This is a genomic window from Escherichia sp. WS338 (assembly GCF_046486405.1).
Lineage (GTDB): Bacteria > Pseudomonadota > Gammaproteobacteria > Enterobacterales > Enterobacteriaceae > Escherichia > Escherichia coli.
Map to the genome: position 1 here is coordinate 57,691 of NZ_JBJQLL010000011.1, position 17,624 is coordinate 75,314.

General features: G+C 52.1%; 18 protein-coding genes and 1 other RNA gene. 10 read left to right on the top strand and 9 right to left on the bottom strand.

The features are described from left to right. The first annotated feature begins 65 nt into the window (after positions 1-65). Positions 66-962, top strand: a complete 897-nt coding sequence (srsR, locus tag ACJHWT_RS12250; protein WP_000350807.1) for a LysR family transcriptional regulator SrsR — start codon at positions 66-68, stop codon at positions 960-962. Here the strand turns inward: srsR and scpC are convergent. The 5 genes from scpC to argP form a co-directional block, all read right to left on the bottom strand. Then, positions 959-2,437, bottom strand: coding sequence for a propionyl-CoA:succinate CoA transferase (gene scpC / locus ACJHWT_RS12255; protein ID WP_000449926.1), 1,479 nt, complete (start codon positions 2,435-2,437; stop codon positions 959-961). The genes srsR and scpC overlap by 4 nt on opposite strands. A 23-nt stretch (positions 2,438-2,460) precedes the next feature. Then, a complete protein-coding gene (gene scpB / locus ACJHWT_RS12260; RefSeq protein WP_000122080.1) occupies positions 2,461-3,246 on the bottom strand; it encodes a methylmalonyl-CoA decarboxylase in 786 nt (261 codons plus the stop codon). Positions 3,247-3,256: 10 nt separating this feature from the next. Further along, entirely contained in the window at positions 3,257-4,252 is a 996-nt protein-coding gene (meaB, locus tag ACJHWT_RS12265; RefSeq protein ID WP_065203383.1) for a methylmalonyl Co-A mutase-associated GTPase MeaB, read from the bottom strand. Next, entirely contained in the window at positions 4,245-6,389 is a 2,145-nt protein-coding gene (scpA, locus tag ACJHWT_RS12270; RefSeq protein ID WP_000049098.1) for a methylmalonyl-CoA mutase, read from the bottom strand. Before scpA ends, meaB begins: the two co-directional genes overlap by 8 nt. Positions 6,390-6,592: 203 nt before the next feature. Beyond that, positions 6,593-7,486 (bottom strand): DNA-binding transcriptional regulator ArgP, encoded by an 894-nt coding sequence (gene argP, locus ACJHWT_RS12275; protein WP_000828351.1) that lies wholly within the window; start codon positions 7,484-7,486, stop codon positions 6,593-6,595. Positions 7,487-7,626: 140 nt separating this feature from the next. Here argP and ACJHWT_RS12280 point away from each other — a divergent pair, with 140 nt between their 5' ends. From ACJHWT_RS12280 to ibsC, 4 genes are all read left to right on the top strand, one after another. Further along, on the top strand, positions 7,627-7,812 hold the full coding sequence (locus ACJHWT_RS12280; protein WP_000545302.1) for a hypothetical protein: 186 nt from the start codon (positions 7,627-7,629) through the stop codon (positions 7,810-7,812). Positions 7,813-7,867: 55 nt separating this feature from the next. Beyond that, positions 7,868-8,527, top strand: a complete 660-nt coding sequence (rpiA, locus tag ACJHWT_RS12285; RefSeq protein ID WP_000189743.1) for a ribose-5-phosphate isomerase RpiA — start codon at positions 7,868-7,870, stop codon at positions 8,525-8,527. A gap of 255 nt (positions 8,528-8,782) precedes the next feature. Continuing rightward, complete coding sequence (gene serA / locus ACJHWT_RS12290) at positions 8,783-10,015, top strand: phosphoglycerate dehydrogenase (RefSeq protein ID WP_001151604.1); 1,233 nt, start codon at positions 8,783-8,785, stop codon at positions 10,013-10,015. A gap of 228 nt (positions 10,016-10,243) precedes the next feature. Then, positions 10,244-10,303, top strand: coding sequence for a type I toxin-antitoxin system toxin IbsC (ibsC, locus tag ACJHWT_RS12295; protein WP_071525914.1), 60 nt, complete (start codon positions 10,244-10,246; stop codon positions 10,301-10,303). A 100-nt stretch (positions 10,304-10,403) separates the two neighbouring features. Here the strand turns inward: ibsC and ACJHWT_RS12300 are convergent, their stop codons facing one another. From ACJHWT_RS12300 to zapA, 3 genes are all read right to left on the bottom strand, one after another. Next, complete coding sequence (locus ACJHWT_RS12300; RefSeq protein WP_001318026.1) at positions 10,404-11,006, bottom strand: 5-formyltetrahydrofolate cyclo-ligase; 603 nt, start codon at positions 11,004-11,006, stop codon at positions 10,404-10,406. Between the two features lie 20 nt (positions 11,007-11,026). After that, positions 11,027-11,210: non-coding RNA, 6S RNA (gene ssrS, locus ACJHWT_RS12305), on the bottom strand. Between the two features lie 41 nt (positions 11,211-11,251). Then, complete coding sequence (gene zapA, locus ACJHWT_RS12310; RefSeq protein WP_001276008.1) at positions 11,252-11,581, bottom strand: cell division protein ZapA; 330 nt, start codon at positions 11,579-11,581, stop codon at positions 11,252-11,254. 167 nt (positions 11,582-11,748) lie between these two features. On the opposite strand from zapA, the gene ygfB reads away from it, so the two are divergent. The 4 genes from ygfB to ubiI are packed head-to-tail and all read left to right on the top strand — an operon-like array spanning position 11,749 to position 16,078. Continuing rightward, positions 11,749-12,327, top strand: coding sequence for a UPF0149 family protein YgfB (gene ygfB, locus ACJHWT_RS12315; RefSeq protein ID WP_001295378.1), 579 nt, complete (start codon positions 11,749-11,751; stop codon positions 12,325-12,327). 25 nt (positions 12,328-12,352) lie between these two features. Beyond that, positions 12,353-13,678 (top strand): Xaa-Pro aminopeptidase, encoded by a 1,326-nt coding sequence (gene pepP / locus ACJHWT_RS12320; protein ID WP_001290144.1) that lies wholly within the window; start codon positions 12,353-12,355, stop codon positions 13,676-13,678. Beyond that, positions 13,675-14,853 (top strand): 2-octaprenyl-6-methoxyphenyl hydroxylase, encoded by a 1,179-nt coding sequence (gene ubiH, locus ACJHWT_RS12325; RefSeq protein WP_000111190.1) that lies wholly within the window; start codon positions 13,675-13,677, stop codon positions 14,851-14,853. The genes pepP and ubiH overlap by 4 nt, the downstream gene beginning before the upstream one ends. 22 nt (positions 14,854-14,875) lie before the next feature. Beyond that, positions 14,876-16,078, top strand: coding sequence for an FAD-dependent 2-octaprenylphenol hydroxylase (gene ubiI / locus ACJHWT_RS12330; RefSeq protein WP_001192175.1), 1,203 nt, complete (start codon positions 14,876-14,878; stop codon positions 16,076-16,078). 73 nt (positions 16,079-16,151) lie between these two features. Here ubiI and ACJHWT_RS12335 read toward each other — a convergent pair whose 3' ends face one another. After that, positions 16,152-16,235, bottom strand: a complete 84-nt coding sequence (locus tag ACJHWT_RS12335) for a hypothetical protein (protein ID WP_122986162.1) — start codon at positions 16,233-16,235, stop codon at positions 16,152-16,154. A 290-nt stretch (positions 16,236-16,525) separates the two neighbouring features. Between ACJHWT_RS12335 and gcvT the strand changes: the two genes are divergently transcribed. Next, complete coding sequence (gene gcvT, locus ACJHWT_RS12340) at positions 16,526-17,620, top strand: glycine cleavage system aminomethyltransferase GcvT (RefSeq protein ID WP_000068709.1); 1,095 nt, start codon at positions 16,526-16,528, stop codon at positions 17,618-17,620. Positions 17,621-17,624: the final 4 nt, after the last annotated feature.

Sequence of the window (17,624 nt, forward strand, 5' to 3'; positions counted from 1 at the left end):
TCGCGGTTTCATCAAGGATAGGCTGACTGAAACGGTTAAGCGGACAAGGATGCGGGGGAGGGGGTATGGACATTTTTATTTCGAAAAAGATGCGCAATTTCATTTTATTAGCGCAAACCAATAATATTGCCCGGGCGGCAGAAAAAATCCATATGACAGCTTCGCCATTTGGTAAAAGCATTGCCGCGCTGGAAGAACAAATTGGCTATACGCTATTTACCCGCAAAGATAATAATATCAGCCTCAATAAAGCCGGACAGGAACTGTATCAAAAACTGTTCCCGGTTTATCAACGGCTTTCTGCGATTGATAATGAAATCCATAACTCAGGGCGTCGTTCACGAGAAATTGTGATTGGCATAGATAATACTTATCCGACAATTATTTTCGATCAGTTGATTAGTCTCGGAGATAAGTATGAAGGCGTGACCGCCCAGCCAGTTGAGTTCAGCGAAAATGGCGTTATCGATAATCTTTTTGACCGTCAGTTAGATTTTATTATCTCCCCACAGCATGTATCTGCACGAGTTCAGGAACTGGAAAACCTGACTATCAGTGAACTACCGCCGCTGCGATTGGGCTTTCTCGTTTCTCGTCGTTATGAAGAGCGACAAGAGCAAGAGTTGCTTCAGGAGCTACCCTGGCTACAAATGCGCTTTCAGAACCGGGCTAACTTCGAAGCAATGATTGATGCGAATATGCGTCCTTGTGGGATCAATCCCACCATTATTTATCGTCCCTACAGTTTTATGGCCAAAATCAGCGCCGTGGAGCGCGGACATTTTCTGACGGTGATCCCGCATTTTGCCTGGCGACTGGTGAATCCGGCAACGCTGAAATATTTTGATGCGCCGCACAGGCCGATGTATATGCAGGAATATCTTTATTCAATCAGAAATCATCGTTATACCGCCACGATGCTTCAGCATATTGCTGAAGATCGTGACGGGACGAGTCATTAACCCAGCATCGAGCCGGTTGCAATTAAATTACGGTGTAAGTCGAAGACGTGGCTAAGATCGTGGTGAATATGTCCGCCGGGCGCATTTTCCAGATAGCGATGCAGATAATCCCGATACATAGGATGTGCACAATTATCAATGATAGTGCGGGCGCGTTGAAGCGGGGAAAGACCACGCAGATCGGCGATGCCTTGTTCGGTGATGATCACTTTGACGCTGTGTTCGCTGTGATCAACATGGCTGCACATTGGCACGACGGTTGAGATCTTGCCTTCTTTAGCAATCGACGGGGCCATAAAGATCGACAGATACGCGTTGCGTTCAAAATCACCGCTGCCACCGATGCCGTTCATCAGATCGACCCCGGCTACGTGCGTTGAGTTGGCATGCCCGTAAATATCAAACTCCAGGCCGACGTTCAGAGCGATGACGCCCAGACGACGGATGATTTCCGGGTTATTGGAAATCTCCTGCGGACGCAACACAATGCGGCTGGCAAAGTAATCCATATTGTCGTAAATCTTGCGCAGGGAATCGGCCGAGATAGTCAGGCTGGAGGCGCTGGCCCCGCTGATTTTGCCCGTTTCCAGTAAATGCACCACCGATTCCTGTAGCACTTCCGAATACATCATAAACGGAGGAATTTCCGGATTTTCCCCCAGACGCGCCATTACCGCATTATTGATGTTGCCTACGCCACTTTGCAGCGGCAGAAATTCCGGCGGAATACGCCCATGCGCCATTTCCTGCAACAAGAACGTGACCACGTTATCGGCAATCTGCTGGCACATGGGATTTTGCTTATCCAGCATATTACCGGCGTCAGGCAAGTTGGTTTCCACGACGGCGACAATCTTTTTCGGATCGATTTGCACATAGCGGGTACCGACGCGATCCATTGCATGGAAGATCGACACGCTATTGCGCCGCGGTGGCGCGCCAGGAATCACAATATCTGCCAGTTCTGCAACGCGCGGATCGTGATAGTGATTGAGTTCAATGATCACTTTCTTCGCCCGCAGCAGCCAGGTCGGCGCATTACCGATCCCGCTGGTTAACCAGACTCGACCATCCGGTGCCAGTGCCGATGCTTCAATGACGGCAACATCAATGTCGCCGAAGAAACCGTAATTGACCATTTGCGCCACTTCGCTCAAATGCAGGTCAACGAAACTCACCGCGCCCTGATTGATCTTTTTACGTAAACCGGACGATGTTTGATATGGCGCACGCCAGGAAACAGCATCGGCGTCAGAAAGTACATCGTCAGCGGCGGCGCTGATTGACGCCCCCGTCAGCAGGCGAATTTGATACGGCTTTTTGGCCTCATGCTGTTCGTTAGCTCTGCGGGCAATCGCGTTGGGTAAGGCTTTCGGCGAACCCGCTGGGGTAAAGCCGCTAAATGCCACCATGTCGTTATGCTGGATAATTTCTGCCGCTTCATCGGCGGTCATCCTTGTCCACTGAGTTTCCATTTTAACTCCTTCGTTCGCAGGGATTAATGACCAACGAAATTAGGTTTACGTTTTTCGAGGAAAGCGTTCATCCCTTCCTGGTAATCTTCGCTGTCATAAACCGCGCGGCGCATCCCCTGAATACGTTCAAATTCATCGGAGTTCATGGTGTGCGCTTCGCCCAGTACACGCAGCTCTTCTTTGATAACGGCAATGGCTAACGGCGCTTTCTCAGAGATGTGGTGCGCCATTTGTAAGGTGAAATCTTCCAGTTCTTCCACTTCCACAACATGGTTGAGGATGCCGACAGCCAGCGCGCGCTGGGCTGTGATTGGCGAAGCGGTAAAAATCAGCTCTTTGACAATGTGGAAGCCCGCGTCGCGGGTCAGGTTGTGAATGCCGACCAGGTTATACGGGACGCCGAGGTTTACAGGTGTCATTGAGAAGGTTGAGGTACTGGCGGCGATGATCAGATCGGAACTCATGATCATTTCAAATGCGCCACCCCAGACACTACCTTCCACCATCGAAATGATCGGTTTCGGGAATTTTTGGATCATGCGGGTGATTTGACGCAACGGATCATCATAGGAGAGCGGATCGCGACCGCCAGACGGCAGTTCGTGAATATCGTGACCTGCGGAGAAGACTTTGGAACCACTCGGCGCGCGCAAAATGATACAGCGAATTTCCGGCCGGTTGAGATCGCTTAATGCCTGCATAAGATCATCAATAAAGACTTTACTTAAGGCATTAAGTTTGCGGCCATAGTTAAACTCAATGACCGCCACTTTGTTGATAGTGACAACGTTCACATACTGATAAGACATAAAAATTCCTTTAATCAAAATATTGCGTCTGGATAAATTCACTGAGCTGCCGCAGGCCGGTGCGCGGTGAGAGCGTATTGTTTTTGACTGCTAAAAGCGTCTGGCGGTAATAGCGATCGAAATCTTCATTCGCGAACAGGCGATTCAGTACTTCTTCTTCGGTCTGCTTACGCAGCCATTCCACCGATTGTTGTTGCCGCACTTGTTGTAATCGACCACTGGCAGTTAGCGCGGTTTTGAAGTCGATGATGGCGTGCCAGATCTCATCGATTCCACGTTTTTCCAGTGCGCTACAAGTCAGAACCCGTGGCTGCCATTCGTCGTATTTACGTCGCAGAATATGCAGGGCACTCTCGTACATATGCCGGGCAATGGCGACATTGGTATGGTTATCGCCATCGTCTTTGTTGATAACGATCAGATCTGCCACTTCCATCTGCCCCTTTTTAATGCCCTGCAGATCATCGCCGCCACCGGCAATTTGCAACGAGATAAAACAGTCCACCATGCGGGCGACTTCCGTTTCTGACTGCCCGACGCCAACCGTTTCGACAATCACTACGTCATAACCCGCCGCTTCGCATAACAGCATTAATTCCCGCGCTCGCTGACTGGCACCGCCCAGATGGCCGGAGGAGGGTACCGGGCGAATAAACGCCGCCTCGGCACGCGCCAGGTCATTCATGCGGGTTTTATCCCCGAGAATGCTACCGCCAGTGACCGGGCTGCTGGGATCGACCGCAATAACAGCAACCTTTAATCCCTCACGAATCAACAACATGCCAAAGGCTTCAAGAAAGGTACTTTTCCCCGCGCCGGGTGTGCCGGTAACGCCCAGTCGCAGGGCGTTACCACAGAACGGCATAATGGCGTCAAGCAGCTGAGTACTTAGCGCCTGATGACGCGGGTGACGGCTTTCCACCAACGTCATGGCCTGGGCGAGCGTGGCACGCTCACCATGACGTAAGCGGCGAATACTTTCTGCCAGCGTGGCTTCATTAATCATGATGCTGGCTTATCAGATTCAGTACGTCGCGCACGCTATCGAGCATAGGTGTACCTGGACCATAAATCGCCGCCACGCCGCGCTCTTGCAGGAAGGCGTAATCCTGCGGCGGAATGACGCCACCCGCGACCACGCAGATATCTTTGCGTCCCCATTTTTTCAGCGCTTCGACCAGTTCTGGGATCAGCGTTTTATGACCGGCAGCCAGTGAGGATGCGCCCACTACGTGAACGTCGTTTTCTACGGCCAGGCGGGCGATCTCTTCAGGTGTAGAGAACATCGGGCTTAAATCTACGTCGAAACCGAGATCGGAATAGGCGCTGGCGATCACTTTCGCGCCGCGATCGTGCCCATCCTGGCCCATTTTGGCGATCAGAATGCGCGGGCGACGACCATTGTCGGCAAGGAACTGCTCCGTTTGCGCAACAATGGCATCGAACTCGGCGGCCGATTTCTCAGACTGATGATAGCTTTGCGCAATCACGCCGGTAACACACTGGCTTGGCACCAGATAACGGTCGAAAGCGGCTTCCAGCGCATCGGAAATTTCACCCAGGGTGGCGCGAACGCGAGCAGCATTAACAGCGGCAGCCAGCAGGTTTTCGTTATGCTGTGCGGCGTGAGTCAGGGCGTTCAACGCGGCGGTTACGGCGGCATCATCACGGGTGGCGCGAATGCGTTCCAGCGAAGCAATTTGCTCGTTACGCACCATCACGTTGTCGATCTCAAGTACATCGGTTTCGTCTTCGTGATCCAGTTTGTACTTGTTGACACCAACGATGACACGCTTGCCCTGGTCGATCAGCGACTGTTCGCGCGCTGAGGCCTCTTCGATCATTCGTTTTGGCAGACCTGCTTCGATCGCTTTCGCCATGCCACCGGCTTCGTCGATCTGTTGGATAATAGCTCTGGCTTGTTTGACGATTTGATCGGTCAGCGACTCAATGTAATAGGATCCGGCCAGTGGATCGACGGTGCGGCAGAGTTCTGATTCTTCCTGAATGATGATCTGGGTATTGCGGGCAATGCGTGCTGAGAAATCGGTAGGCAAACCAAGCGCTTCATCAAAGGCGTTGGTATGCAGTGACTGAGTACCGCCCAGCGTTGCAGCCAGTGCTTCAATGGTGGTGCGGATAACGTTGTTATACGGATCCTGTTCAGTCAGGCTCCAGCCTGAGGTCTGGCAGTGGGTACGCAGCGCCAGTGATTTCGGATCCTGTGCGCCAAATCCACTGACCGCTTCGCTCCATAAATAACGTGCCGCACGCAACATGGCGACGTTCATAAACAGATCCATGCCAATGCCGAAGAAGAACGACAGGCGAGGAGCGAAGTCATCAATTTTCAGCCCGGCGGAGATTGCTGCTTTGATGTACTCAATCCCATCAGCGAGCGTAAATGCTACCTGCTGCACGCAGTTGGCACCCGCTTCACCCATATGGTAACCGCTGATACTGATGGTATTAAATCGCGGCATGTTGCCGGAACACCAGGCGATGATGTCGGCGATAATACGCATTGACGGTTTTGGCGGGTAAATATAGGTGTTGCGGCAAAGATACTCTTTGAGGATATCGTTTTGAATGGTGCCGGTCAGTTTATCGGGTGTAACGCCTTGCTCTTCTGCGGCGACAATATAAAACGCCAGTACTGGTAGCACTGCGCCATTCATGGTCATCGAAACCGACATTTTATCCAGCGGGATCTGGTCGAACAGAACTTTCATATCTTCCACGGTGTCGATAGCGACGCCCGCTTTGCCGACGTCGCCCGCCACGCGTGGGTTATCGGAGTCGTAGCCACGGTGGGTGGCAAGGTCAAACGCAACGGAAAGACCTTTTTGCCCGGCGGCCAGGTTACGGCGATAAAAAGCGTTGGACTCTTTTGCTGTTGAAAAACCAGCATACTGACGGATGGTCCACGGTTGGGCGGTATACATAGTGGCACGCGGGCCACGAACGTAGGGCGGCAAACCAGGAAGGGTACCTGTCACCTCCAGATTATCGAGATCGGCTTCGGTATACAGCGGCTTGATGGCGATCCCTTCCGCGGTTTGCTGAACCAGCGAGTCGACAGTTTTCTCCCGACGGCTCAATTCCTTGTTGGCAAGCTGTTGCCACTCCTGCACCTTAGACATTATTTGCTCCGTAAAACGCAATCAAAATGAGGGTATTTGCGCTTACGGTGAGCTTTTTACGTGGGTTTGTCGCCAGCAAAAAAAATGCATTCAGACGTCGTTTTTTGCCGCCTGAGATTTGTCTATTTTGTGATGTGATTCAAGGAATACAAAAAGAAGTGAGGATAACGCCTGATATGTGCTATCAGGCATTATTTGATGGATTAATCCTGACGAAGGACTTTGTGACCATAATCAAGCAACGCATCAGTGACTTTACGCATCATGCGGCTTTCAGGAGCAAAGCGGTGCCAGTAGAGCATCCGTCGTTGAAATAGCCCAGGCGTTAAGTCAATCAGTTCACCGCTGGCCAGCTCTTTCTCGATTTGCAGGTGCGGGATCATACAGCAGGTGGTGCCCTGGCGAGCAAGTTGCACGAACGCTTCTGAAGAATTAACGATATGGCAGGGTACGCTGCCAGGAGGCAGATCGAAGTTTTGCTGCAAAAAGGCCTGGTGCATATCGTCAAGATGGTCAAAGGCGACCACAGGTGCTTTCAATAATGCCGAACGCGTTACGCCGTTAGGGAAATATTTTTCGGCAAACGGTTTTGAGCTGACGAACAGATAGTCGAGCGCACCGAGCTTATCGACAAGACAGCTCGGCAGCGCCTGATGTTGAATACTCACCGCGCCGACCACTTCGCCGCGGCGCAGACGTTCCTGAGTGCGGGTTTCATCTTCTACCTGCAAGTTGAGGCGGATAGGCGAATCAGCTAACACAGGAGCCAGCGCCGGAAGCAACCACGTCGCCAGACTGTCAGCGTTGACCGCCAGTGAAAGCAGCAGCGGAGTTGAACCGGTTTGTTCATCGCCCAGCCACTCTTCTTCCAGTAACTCCACCTGGCGTAGCAGTGCCAGCAGTTTTTGCCCTTGTTCTGTCGGGCGCGGTGGTACGGTACGCACCAACAGCGGCTGCCCGAACATATTTTCCAGTTGCTTAATGCGCTGTGAGACGGCTGATTGTGTAATGCACAGCTTTTGTGCCGCGCGCTCAAATCCTCGTTCACGTATCACCGCATCCAGTGCCTGTAATGTTCTGTAGTCCGGGCGTTTCATTGCTGTTGTCTGCTCCTGGTAAATGCTTTTTCCTGCACTATGACACAATTTTGTGTCAGGTTGCATATACCGAAGTCGTTGGCGGGTAACATTTGTATCAGTGGTTAACGCGCAGCTTAAAAGATCAGGGATTTGCGCTAATGCATTTCGCTCAGCGAGTTCGCGCCCTGGTTGTGTTGAATGGCGTGGCGTTATTGCCTCTGTTCGCATCGTGGAGCGGCATACCCAGACCGTTGTATGCTTTATTTGCGGGGCGAAAGGGGATGCCCGCCATTGCGCGATATTTTATGGATGAGTTAACCACCCGGCTTGCCAACGGGGTCTGAATCGCTTTTTTTGTATATAATGCGTGTGAAATTTCATACCACAGGCGAAACGATCATGACGCAGGATGAATTGAAAAAAGCAGTAGGATGGGCGGCACTTCAGTATGTTCAGCCCGGCACCATTGTTGGTGTAGGTACAGGTTCCACCGCCGCACACTTTATTGACGCGCTCGGCACGATGAAAGGCCAGATTGAAGGGGCCGTTTCCAGTTCAGATGCTTCCACTGAAAAACTGAAAAGCCTCGGCATTCACGTTTTTGATCTCAACGAAGTCGACAGCCTTGGCATCTACGTTGATGGCGCAGATGAAATCAACGGCCACATGCAGATGATCAAAGGCGGCGGCGCGGCGCTGACCCGTGAAAAAATCATTGCCTCGGTTGCGGAAAAATTTATCTGTATTGCAGACGCATCCAAGCAGGTTGATATTCTGGGCAAATTCCCGCTGCCAGTAGAAGTTATCCCGATGGCACGTAGTGCAGTGGCGCGCCAGCTGGTGAAACTGGGCGGTCGTCCGGAATACCGCCAGGGCGTGGTGACCGATAACGGCAACGTGATCCTCGACGTCCACGGCATGGAAATCCTTGACCCGATAGCGATGGAAAACGCCATAAATGCGATTCCTGGCGTGGTGACTGTTGGCTTGTTTGCTAACCGTGGCGCGGACGTTGCGCTGATTGGCACACCTGACGGTGTCAAAACAATTGTGAAATGATCTGACGGGGGAACCTCCCCCGTTAAAAAAATTCTCTTCATTAAATTTGGTGACATGTGTCACGTTTTTACCTGGCTATTGTCGATTGCTCTAAATAAACCCTCTAAACCAGCATATTCATCCAAGAAATACCTTTGCGTGATATTTCCTCAACATCGCGACGCAAACGTTCATATTGCCGCAATATTATTTTTTGATATGTTGAAAGGCGGATGCAAATCCGCACACAACATTTCAAAAGACAGGATTGGGTAAATGGCAAAGGTATCGCTGGAGAAAGACAAGATTAAGTTTCTGCTGGTAGAAGGCGTGCACCAAAAGGCGCTGGAAAGCCTTCGTGCAGCGGGTTACACCAACATCGAATTTCACAAAGGCGCGCTGGATGATGAACAATTAAAAGAATCCATCCGCGATGCCCACTTCATCGGCCTGCGATCCCGTACCCATCTGACTGAAGACGTGATCAACGCCGCAGAAAAACTGGTCGCTATTGGCTGTTTCTGTATCGGAACAAACCAGGTTGATCTGGATGCGGCGGCAAAACGCGGGATCCCGGTATTTAACGCACCGTTCTCAAATACGCGCTCTGTTGCGGAGCTGGTGATTGGCGAACTGCTGCTGCTATTGCGCGGCGTGCCGGAAGCCAATGCTAAAGCGCATCGTGGCGTGTGGAACAAACTGGCGGCGGGTTCTTTTGAAGCGCGCGGCAAAAAGCTGGGTATCATCGGCTACGGTCATATTGGTACGCAATTGGGCATTCTGGCTGAATCGCTGGGAATGTATGTTTACTTTTATGATATTGAAAACAAACTGCCGCTGGGCAACGCCACTCAGGTACAGCATCTTTCTGACCTGCTGAATATGAGCGATGTGGTGAGTCTGCATGTACCAGAGAATCCGTCCACCAAAAATATGATGGGCGCGAAAGAGATTTCGCTAATGAAACCCGGCTCGCTGCTGATTAATGCTTCGCGCGGTACTGTGGTGGATATTCCAGCGCTGTGTGACGCGCTGGCGAGCAAACATCTGGCGGGGGCGGCAATCGACGTATTCCCGACTGAACCGGCGACCAATAGCGATCCATTTACCTCTCCGCTGTGTGAATTTGACAACGTCCTTCTGACGCCACACATTGGCGGTTCGACTCAGGAAGCGCAGGAGAATATCGGCTTGGAAGTTGCGGGTAAATTGATCAAGTATTCTGACAATGGCTCAACGCTCTCTGCGGTGAACTTCCCGGAAGTCTCGCTGCCACTGCACGGTGGGCGTCGTCTGATGCACATCCACGAAAACCGTCCGGGCGTGCTAACTGCGCTCAACAAAATTTTTGCCGAGCAGGGCGTCAACATCGCCGCGCAATATCTACAAACTTCCGCCCAGATGGGTTATGTAGTTATTGATATTGAAGCCGACGAAGACGTTGCCGAAAAAGCGCTGCAGGCAATGAAAGCTATTCCGGGTACCATTCGCGCCCGTCTGCTGTACTAATTCCCCTTCTCTGAAAATTAACGGGCAGGTCACTGACTTGCCCGTTTTTTTATCCCTTCTCCACACCGTTGCCGCATTGCGCATTCTACTTTGCGAGTCTGCTCCAGAAAATAAATCAAAGTCAGATCAATGCGTTGTGTTTATTTAATGGGGATTTACGATGGCAGGGCAGCATGGGGCTGTAACGGTAAAGCCCTCACCGAAGCGAGGGCTTGAAGGAGAAGGGTTATGATGCGACTTGTCATCATACTGATTGTACTGTTACTCATAAGTTTCCCAGCTTATTAACAGTCAGTCTCAGGGGAGGAGTCATCCTCCCTTACCCTTACTCACTAAATTAGGTTAAAGAATCAACGATGTCAATCAGGGCGATGCAGGTGTGTCGCCCTCACCACTCCCAGACTTTCGACGGTGTAACCACCGCAGGAAGAGGGATATCCCACTCTTCAACGGGGAGTTTTTCCACTAACTGACAATCATGCGCATAACCCACCGGTTGCATTTTATAGTGCTGCCAGTTTTGTAAGGTCCGATCATAAAAACCACCGCCCATTCCCAGGCGCTGACCGTACTCATCAAAGGCGACCAGCGGTGTGATCAACACGTCTAATCGGGAAAGGGGTAGCACGTCACGCACATCCAGTTTTGGCTCATGGATCTTCAACCTGTTCATCACCAGTTCGCTTTGCGGATGGTAATTCAGGAACAGCAAATTACCGGCACTGAAGGGATGCAAAACTGGAAGATATACGCGCTTACCGGCGCGCCAGAGTTGTTCTATGAGTGGCAGGGTGTCGAGTTCGCCATCAAAAGAGAGGAATACAGCGACCGTATGTGCCATCACCACCGGGGGATAAGTCATCATCCGGGTAGCGGCTTGTTGACCCATTTCCTGCTGTTGTTCCGGCGTTAACGCACGACGACGTTGCCGAATCATTTTGCGGATTTCTTGTCGGGATAATGTCAGTGGGAGTTCTGGTAGTTGCGTCATGGCTGGTGCCAGATAAGAAGGGAATCTCCGAGATGCCGCCGCAGGCTGTAACCCTTGAACCCTTGGTTCAAGGTGAATGTGTCGTCGCAGTTTTAAGGCTTCTCGGACGGACCGAGCATGCTCACCAACCGCGGAGCGCCACATTCTTGTGGTATGAAATATCGGCTCAGGGGACTGGCCCGCTTGCGAACATCTCAGAGAAATTTTGTCTTCACGGTTACTCTACCACAGTAAACCGAAAAGTGTCATTCAAAGTTTTGGTTAGTTTTTTCGGTGATGCGACCTTGTTCAAGTAACGCTTGTTCTATGGTCTGCTGCAGCATCCGAATACGCTGTTCCATACTTGCCGCGTAGTCACGAGTCTTCGCTTTTTCTTGCGCTAACTCATAGCTGATATTCAATGCGGCAATGAAGACCAACTGTTCAGTATTTGTGACTCTAGTGCGTTCTTTCAGATCTTGCAACCGTTGGTTCAGATCGTCCGCTGCCTGATTCAACGCATCCCTTTGGTCAGGCGGGCAGTTCACACGCAGTGAACGGCCAAAAATTTGGATATCGACGGGTTGTGCAGACATGCCACCTTCCTGCTGATTGACTGCGCTGCCTTCGTCTTTAGACCCATGGTCTGCGAAGGGGCGACACTATAGCTACCCTGATGAGAAGAGACAAGCCCTTTTCTGGTCCACCAGGGCCCAAAGTGGTAGCATATCATGAATATTCCTCCCTTTGACGACGAATGCTTATGTCTATACAGAACGAAATGCCTGGTTACAACGAAATGAACCAGTATCTGAACCAACAAGGGACGGGTCTGACCCCTGCTGAGATGCATGGTTTAATCAGCGGGATGATATGTGGCGGTAACGATGACAGCTCATGGCTGCCGCTACTTCACGACCTGACGAACGAAGGCATGGCTTTCGGTCATGAGCTGGCACAGGCACTGCGTAAAATGCACTCTGCCACCAGCGATGCCCTGCAGGATGACGGCTTCCTTTTTCAGCTTTATCTGCCTGATGGCGATGATGTCAGCGTTTTCGATCGGGCTGATGCGCTGGCAGGTTGGGTCAATCACTTCCTGCTTGGTCTTGGCGTTACGCAACCGAAGCTGGACAAAGTGACCGGAGAAACCGGTGAAGCCATCGACGATCTGCGTAACATCGCGCAGCTGGGCTACGACGAAGACGAAGATCAGGAAGAGCTTGAAATGTCGCTTGAAGAGATCATCGAATACGTTCGTGTTGCCGCGCTGTTATGCCACGACACCTTTACTCATCCGCAACCGACCGCGCCAGAAGTACAAAAACCGACTCTACACTAAAAACAAAAAACGTAAGGAGAGTGTTATGAGTGAGATATCCCGGCAAGAGTTTCAGCGTCGCCGTCAGGCCCTGGTGGAGCAAATGCAACCCGGCAGCGCCGCGCTGATTTTTGCTGCACCAGAAGTAACACGTAGCGCCGACAGCGAATACCCCTATCGTCAGAACAGTGACTTCTGGTACTTCACCGGCTTTAACGAACCGGAAGCGGTGCTGGTGCTGATTAAAAGCGACGACACTCATAACCACAGCGTTTTGTTTAACCGCGTTCGCGACCTGACGGCAGAGATCTGGTTTGGTCGTCGCTTAGGCCAGGATGCCGCGCCAGAGAAACTGGGCGTTGACCGCGCACTGGCATTCAGCGAAATCAATCAGCAACTTTATCAACTGCTTAATGGTCTGGATGTGGTTTATCACGCTCAGGGCGAATATACCTATGCTGATGAAATCGTGAACAGCGCGCTGGAAAAGCTGCGTAAAGGCTCGCGACAGAATCTCACTGCCCCGGCTACGATGATCGACTGGCGTCCTGTTGTTCATGAAATGCGCCTGTTCAAATCACCAGAAGAGATTGCCGTACTTCGCCGCGCGGGTGAAATCACCGCACTGGCGCATACCCGGGCGATGGAAAAATGCCGTCCGGGGATGTTCGAGTACCATCTGGAAGGCGAAATTCACCACGAGTTTAACCGCCACGGTGCGCGTTACCCTTCCTATAACACCATTGTTGGCAGCGGTGAAAACGGCTGCATTTTGCACTACACCGAAAACGAGTGTGAACTGCGTGACGGTGATCTGGTGTTGATTGACGCGGGTTGTGAATACAAAGGTTACGCTGGCGACATTACCCGCACCTTCCCGGTCAACGGCAAATTCACTCAGGCTCAGCGTGAAATCTATGACATTGTGCTGGAGTCTCTTGAAACCAGCCTGCGCCTGTATCGTCCGGGAACTTCCATGCAGGAAGTCACTGGTGAAGTGGTGCGTATCATGGTTAGCGGCCTGGTAAAACTCGGCATCCTGAAGGGTGATGTTGATGAACTGATCGCTCAGAACGCCCATCGTCCTTTCTTTATGCATGGCCTTAGCCACTGGTTAGGACTGGATGTCCATGACGTTGGCGTTTATGGTCAGGATCGCTCGCGCATTCTGGAACCGGGGATGGTACTGACCGTAGAGCCTGGTCTGTATATCGCGCCGGATGCGGATGTGCCAGAACAATATCGCGGTATCGGCATTCGTATTGAAGACGACATTGTGATTACCGAAACCGGCAACGAAAACCTCACCGCCAGCGTGGTGAAAAAGCCGGAAGAAATCGAAGCGTTGATGGCTGCTGCGAGAAAGCAATGAGCGTAATCATCGTCGGTGGCGGCATGGCGGGCGCGACGCTGGCGCTGGCTATTTCCCGGTTAAGTCACGGGGCGCTGCCGGTACATTTGATTGAAGCGACTGCGCCAGAGTCACATGCTCATCCGGGCTTTGATGGACGAGCGATAGCGCTGGCGGCGGGTACCTGTCAGCAACTGGCGCGCATCGGCGTCTGGCAATCTCTGGCTGATTGCGCAACCGCCATCACTACCGTGCATGTCAGCGATCGTGGTCATGCCGGATTCGTCACCCTCGCCGCAGAAGATTACCAACTGGCGGCGCTGGGGCAGGTTGTCGAATTGCATAATGTCGGGCAACGGCTGTTTGCATTGCTGCGCAAAGCACCTGGCGTAACGCTGCATTGTCCTGATCGCGTGGCTAACGTTGCCCGTACTCAGAGTCACGTTGAAGTGACGCTGGAGAGTGGCGAGACGCTGACGGGCTGCGTGCTGGTAGCCGCTGATGGCACCCATTCAGCGTTAGCCACCGTGTGCGGCGTTGACTGGCAGCAGGAGCCTTACGAACAACTGGCTGTGATTGCCAACGTTGCGACTTCCGTTGCGCATGAAGGGCGCGCTTTTGAACGCTTTACACAATATGGCCCGCTGGCGATGTTGCCGATGTCTGACGGACGCTGTTCGCTGGTCTGGTGTCATCCACTGGAACGGCGCGAAGAGGTACTGTCTTGGAGCGACGAGAAGTTTTGCCGTGAACTCCAGTCGGCCTTTGGTTGGCGACTTGGGAAAATTACCCACGCTGGTAAACGCAGTGCTTATCCGCTGGCGTTAACCCGCGCCGCCAGACCTATTACCCATCGTACCGTGCTGGTGGGCAATGCGGCGCAAACTCTGCACCCGATTGCCGGGCAAGGGTTCAACCTCGGTATGCGAGATGTCATGAGCCTTGCGGAAACCCTGACTCAGGCGCAGGAGCGCGGAGAAGACATGGGTGATTACGGCGTATTGTGCCGTTATCAGCAGCGTCGACAGCGCGATCGCGAAGCAACCATCGGCGTCACGGACAGCCTTGTACATCTTTTTGCCAACCGTTGGGGGCCGCTGGTTGTCGGGCGCAACATCGGGCTGATGGCAATGGAATTATTCACCCCAGCACGCGATGTGCTGGCGCAGCGCACCCTCGGGTGGGTGGCGCGTTGAAGGCGGTTTTAAGGAATAAACAATGCAAAGTGTTGATGTAGCCATTGTTGGCGGCGGCATGGTGGGGCTGGCGGTTGCCTGCGGCTTGCAGGGTAGCGGCTTACGCGTTGCCGTACTGGAGCAGCGCGTACCGGAACCTCTGGCGGCGGATGCACCACCACAACTGCGCGTTTCGGCTATCAATGCCGCCAGCGAAAAATTACTCACCCGTCTTGGCGTCTGGCAGGACATTCTCTCTCGTAGGGCCAGTTGTTATCACGGTATGGAAGTGTGGGACAAAGACAGTTTTGGTCACATTTCGTTTGACGATCAAAGCATGGGCTATAGCCATCTTGGGCATATCGTTGAAAACTCGGTGATTCACTACGCGCTGTGGAACAAAGCGCAGCAGTCGTCAGATATCACTCTGTTGGCCCCCGCAGAATTACAGCAGGTCGCCTGGGGAGAAAATGAAACCTTCCTGACGTTGAAAGATGGCAGTATGTTAACGGCGCGTCTGGTGATTGGCGCGGACGGCGCTAATTCCTGGTTGCGCAACAAAGCCGATATTCCGCTGACTTTCTGGGATTATCAGCATCACGCGCTGGTAGCGACCATTCGCACGGAAGAACCGCATGATGCGGTGGCGCGGCAGGTTTTTCATGGCGAAGGCATTCTGGCCTTTTTGCCGCTTAGCGATCCGCATCTTTGCTCGATTGTCTGGTCACTGTCGCCAGAGGAAGCGCAGCGGATGCAGCAGGCAGGCGAAGACGAATTTAATCGCGCGTTAAATATCGCTTTTGATAATCGCCTGGGCTTATGCAAGGTTGAAAGTGAGCGCCTGGTGTTCCCGCTAACGGGGCGTTATGCGCGCCAGTTTGCCGCACACCGTCTGGCGCTGGTGGGCGACGCCGCGCATACTATTCACCCGCTGGCGGGGCAGGGGGTAAATCTCGGCTTTATGGATGCTGCAGAGCTGATTGCTGAACTGAAACGGTTGCATCGTCAGGGTAAAGACATCGGGCAGTACATTTACCTGCGTCGCTATGAGCGTAGCCGTAAGCACAGTGCGGCGCTGATGCTGGCTGGTATGCAGGGATTCCGCGATCTGTTTTCCGGTACCAATCCGGCGAAAAAATTGCTGCGTGATATTGGTTTAAAACTGGCCGACACGCTTCCTGGCGTTAAACCACAACTTATCCGCCAGGCAATGGGATTAAACGATTTGCCTGAATGGCTGCGTTAAAAATTTCTCCTCTGTTGTTTATTTGATACCCATCACACTTTCATCTCCCGGTTTTTTCGCCGGGAGATTTTCCTCATTTGAAATAAACTAATTTCACCTCCGTTTTCGCATTATATTTTCTAATGTCATGATTTTTTGATTTAGTGTTTTTTGACATTTTTTTAGTTCTTAATATTGCATTAATCAAATTAACTTTCTCATCTGTTTATCTTTATATAGAGATTTGTTCATTTTTTGGTTTTTTATTCTGTTGCGATTTTTGCATTTTTTAACCATAAGCTAATGTGATGATCAATTTTACCTTATGGTTAACAGTCTGTTTCGGTGGTAAGTTCAGGCAAAAGAGAACGATTGCGTTGGGGACCGGGAGTGGCTCCGATGCTGGGTTTCGTGGTGATAATTTCGCCATGGAAAAGTTGTCAGCCCCGCTTATTCAATGAGGACAAGATGGCACAACAGACTCCTTTGTACGAACAACACACGCTTTGCGGCGCTCGCATGGTGGATTTCCACGGCTGGATGATGCCGCTGCATTACGGTTCGCAAATCGACGAACATCATGCGGTACGTACCGATGCCGGAATGTTTGATGTGTCACATATGACCATCGTCGATCTTCGCGGCAGCCGCACTCGGGAGTTTCTGCGTTATCTGCTGGCGAACGATGTGGCGAAACTCACCAAAAGCGGCAAAGCCCTTTACTCGGGGATGTTGAATGCCTCTGGCGGTGTGATAGATGACCTCATCGTCTACTACTTTACTGAAGATTTCTTCCGCCTCGTTGTTAACTCCGCCACCCGCGAAAAAGACCTCTCCTGGATTACCCAACACGCTGAACCTTTCGGCATCGAAATTACCGTTCGTGATGACCTTTCCATGATCGCCGTACAAGGGCCGAATGCGCAGGCAAAAGCTGCCACACTGTTTAATGACGCCCAGCGTCAGGCGGTGGAAGGGATGAAACCGTTCTTTGGCGTGCAGGCGGGCGATCTGTTTATTGCCACCACTGGTTATACCGGTGAAGCGGGCTATGAAATTGCGCTGCCCAATGAAAAAGCGGCGGATTTCTGGCGCGCGCTGGTGGAAGCGGGCGTTAAGCCATGCGGCCTGGGCGCGCGTGACACGCTGCGTCTGGAAGCGGGTATGAATCTTTATAGTCAGGAGATGGACGAAACCATCTCTCCTTTAGCCGCCAATATGGGCTGGACTATCGCCTGGGAACCGGCAGATCGTGACTTCATCGGTCGTGAAGCCCTGGAAGTGCAGCGTGAGCATGGCACAGAAAAACTGGTTGGTCTGGTGATGACCGAAAAAGGCGTGCTGCGTAATGAACTGCCGGTACGCTTTACCGATGCGCAGGGCAACCAGCATGAAGGCATTATCACCAGCGGTACTTTCTCCCCGACGCTGGGTTACAGCATTGCGCTGGCGCGCGTGCCGGAAGGTATTGGTGAAACAGCGATTGTACAAATTCGCAACCGTGAAATGCCGGTTAAAGTGACGAAACCTGTTTTTGTGCGTAACGGTAAAGCCGTCGCGTGATTTA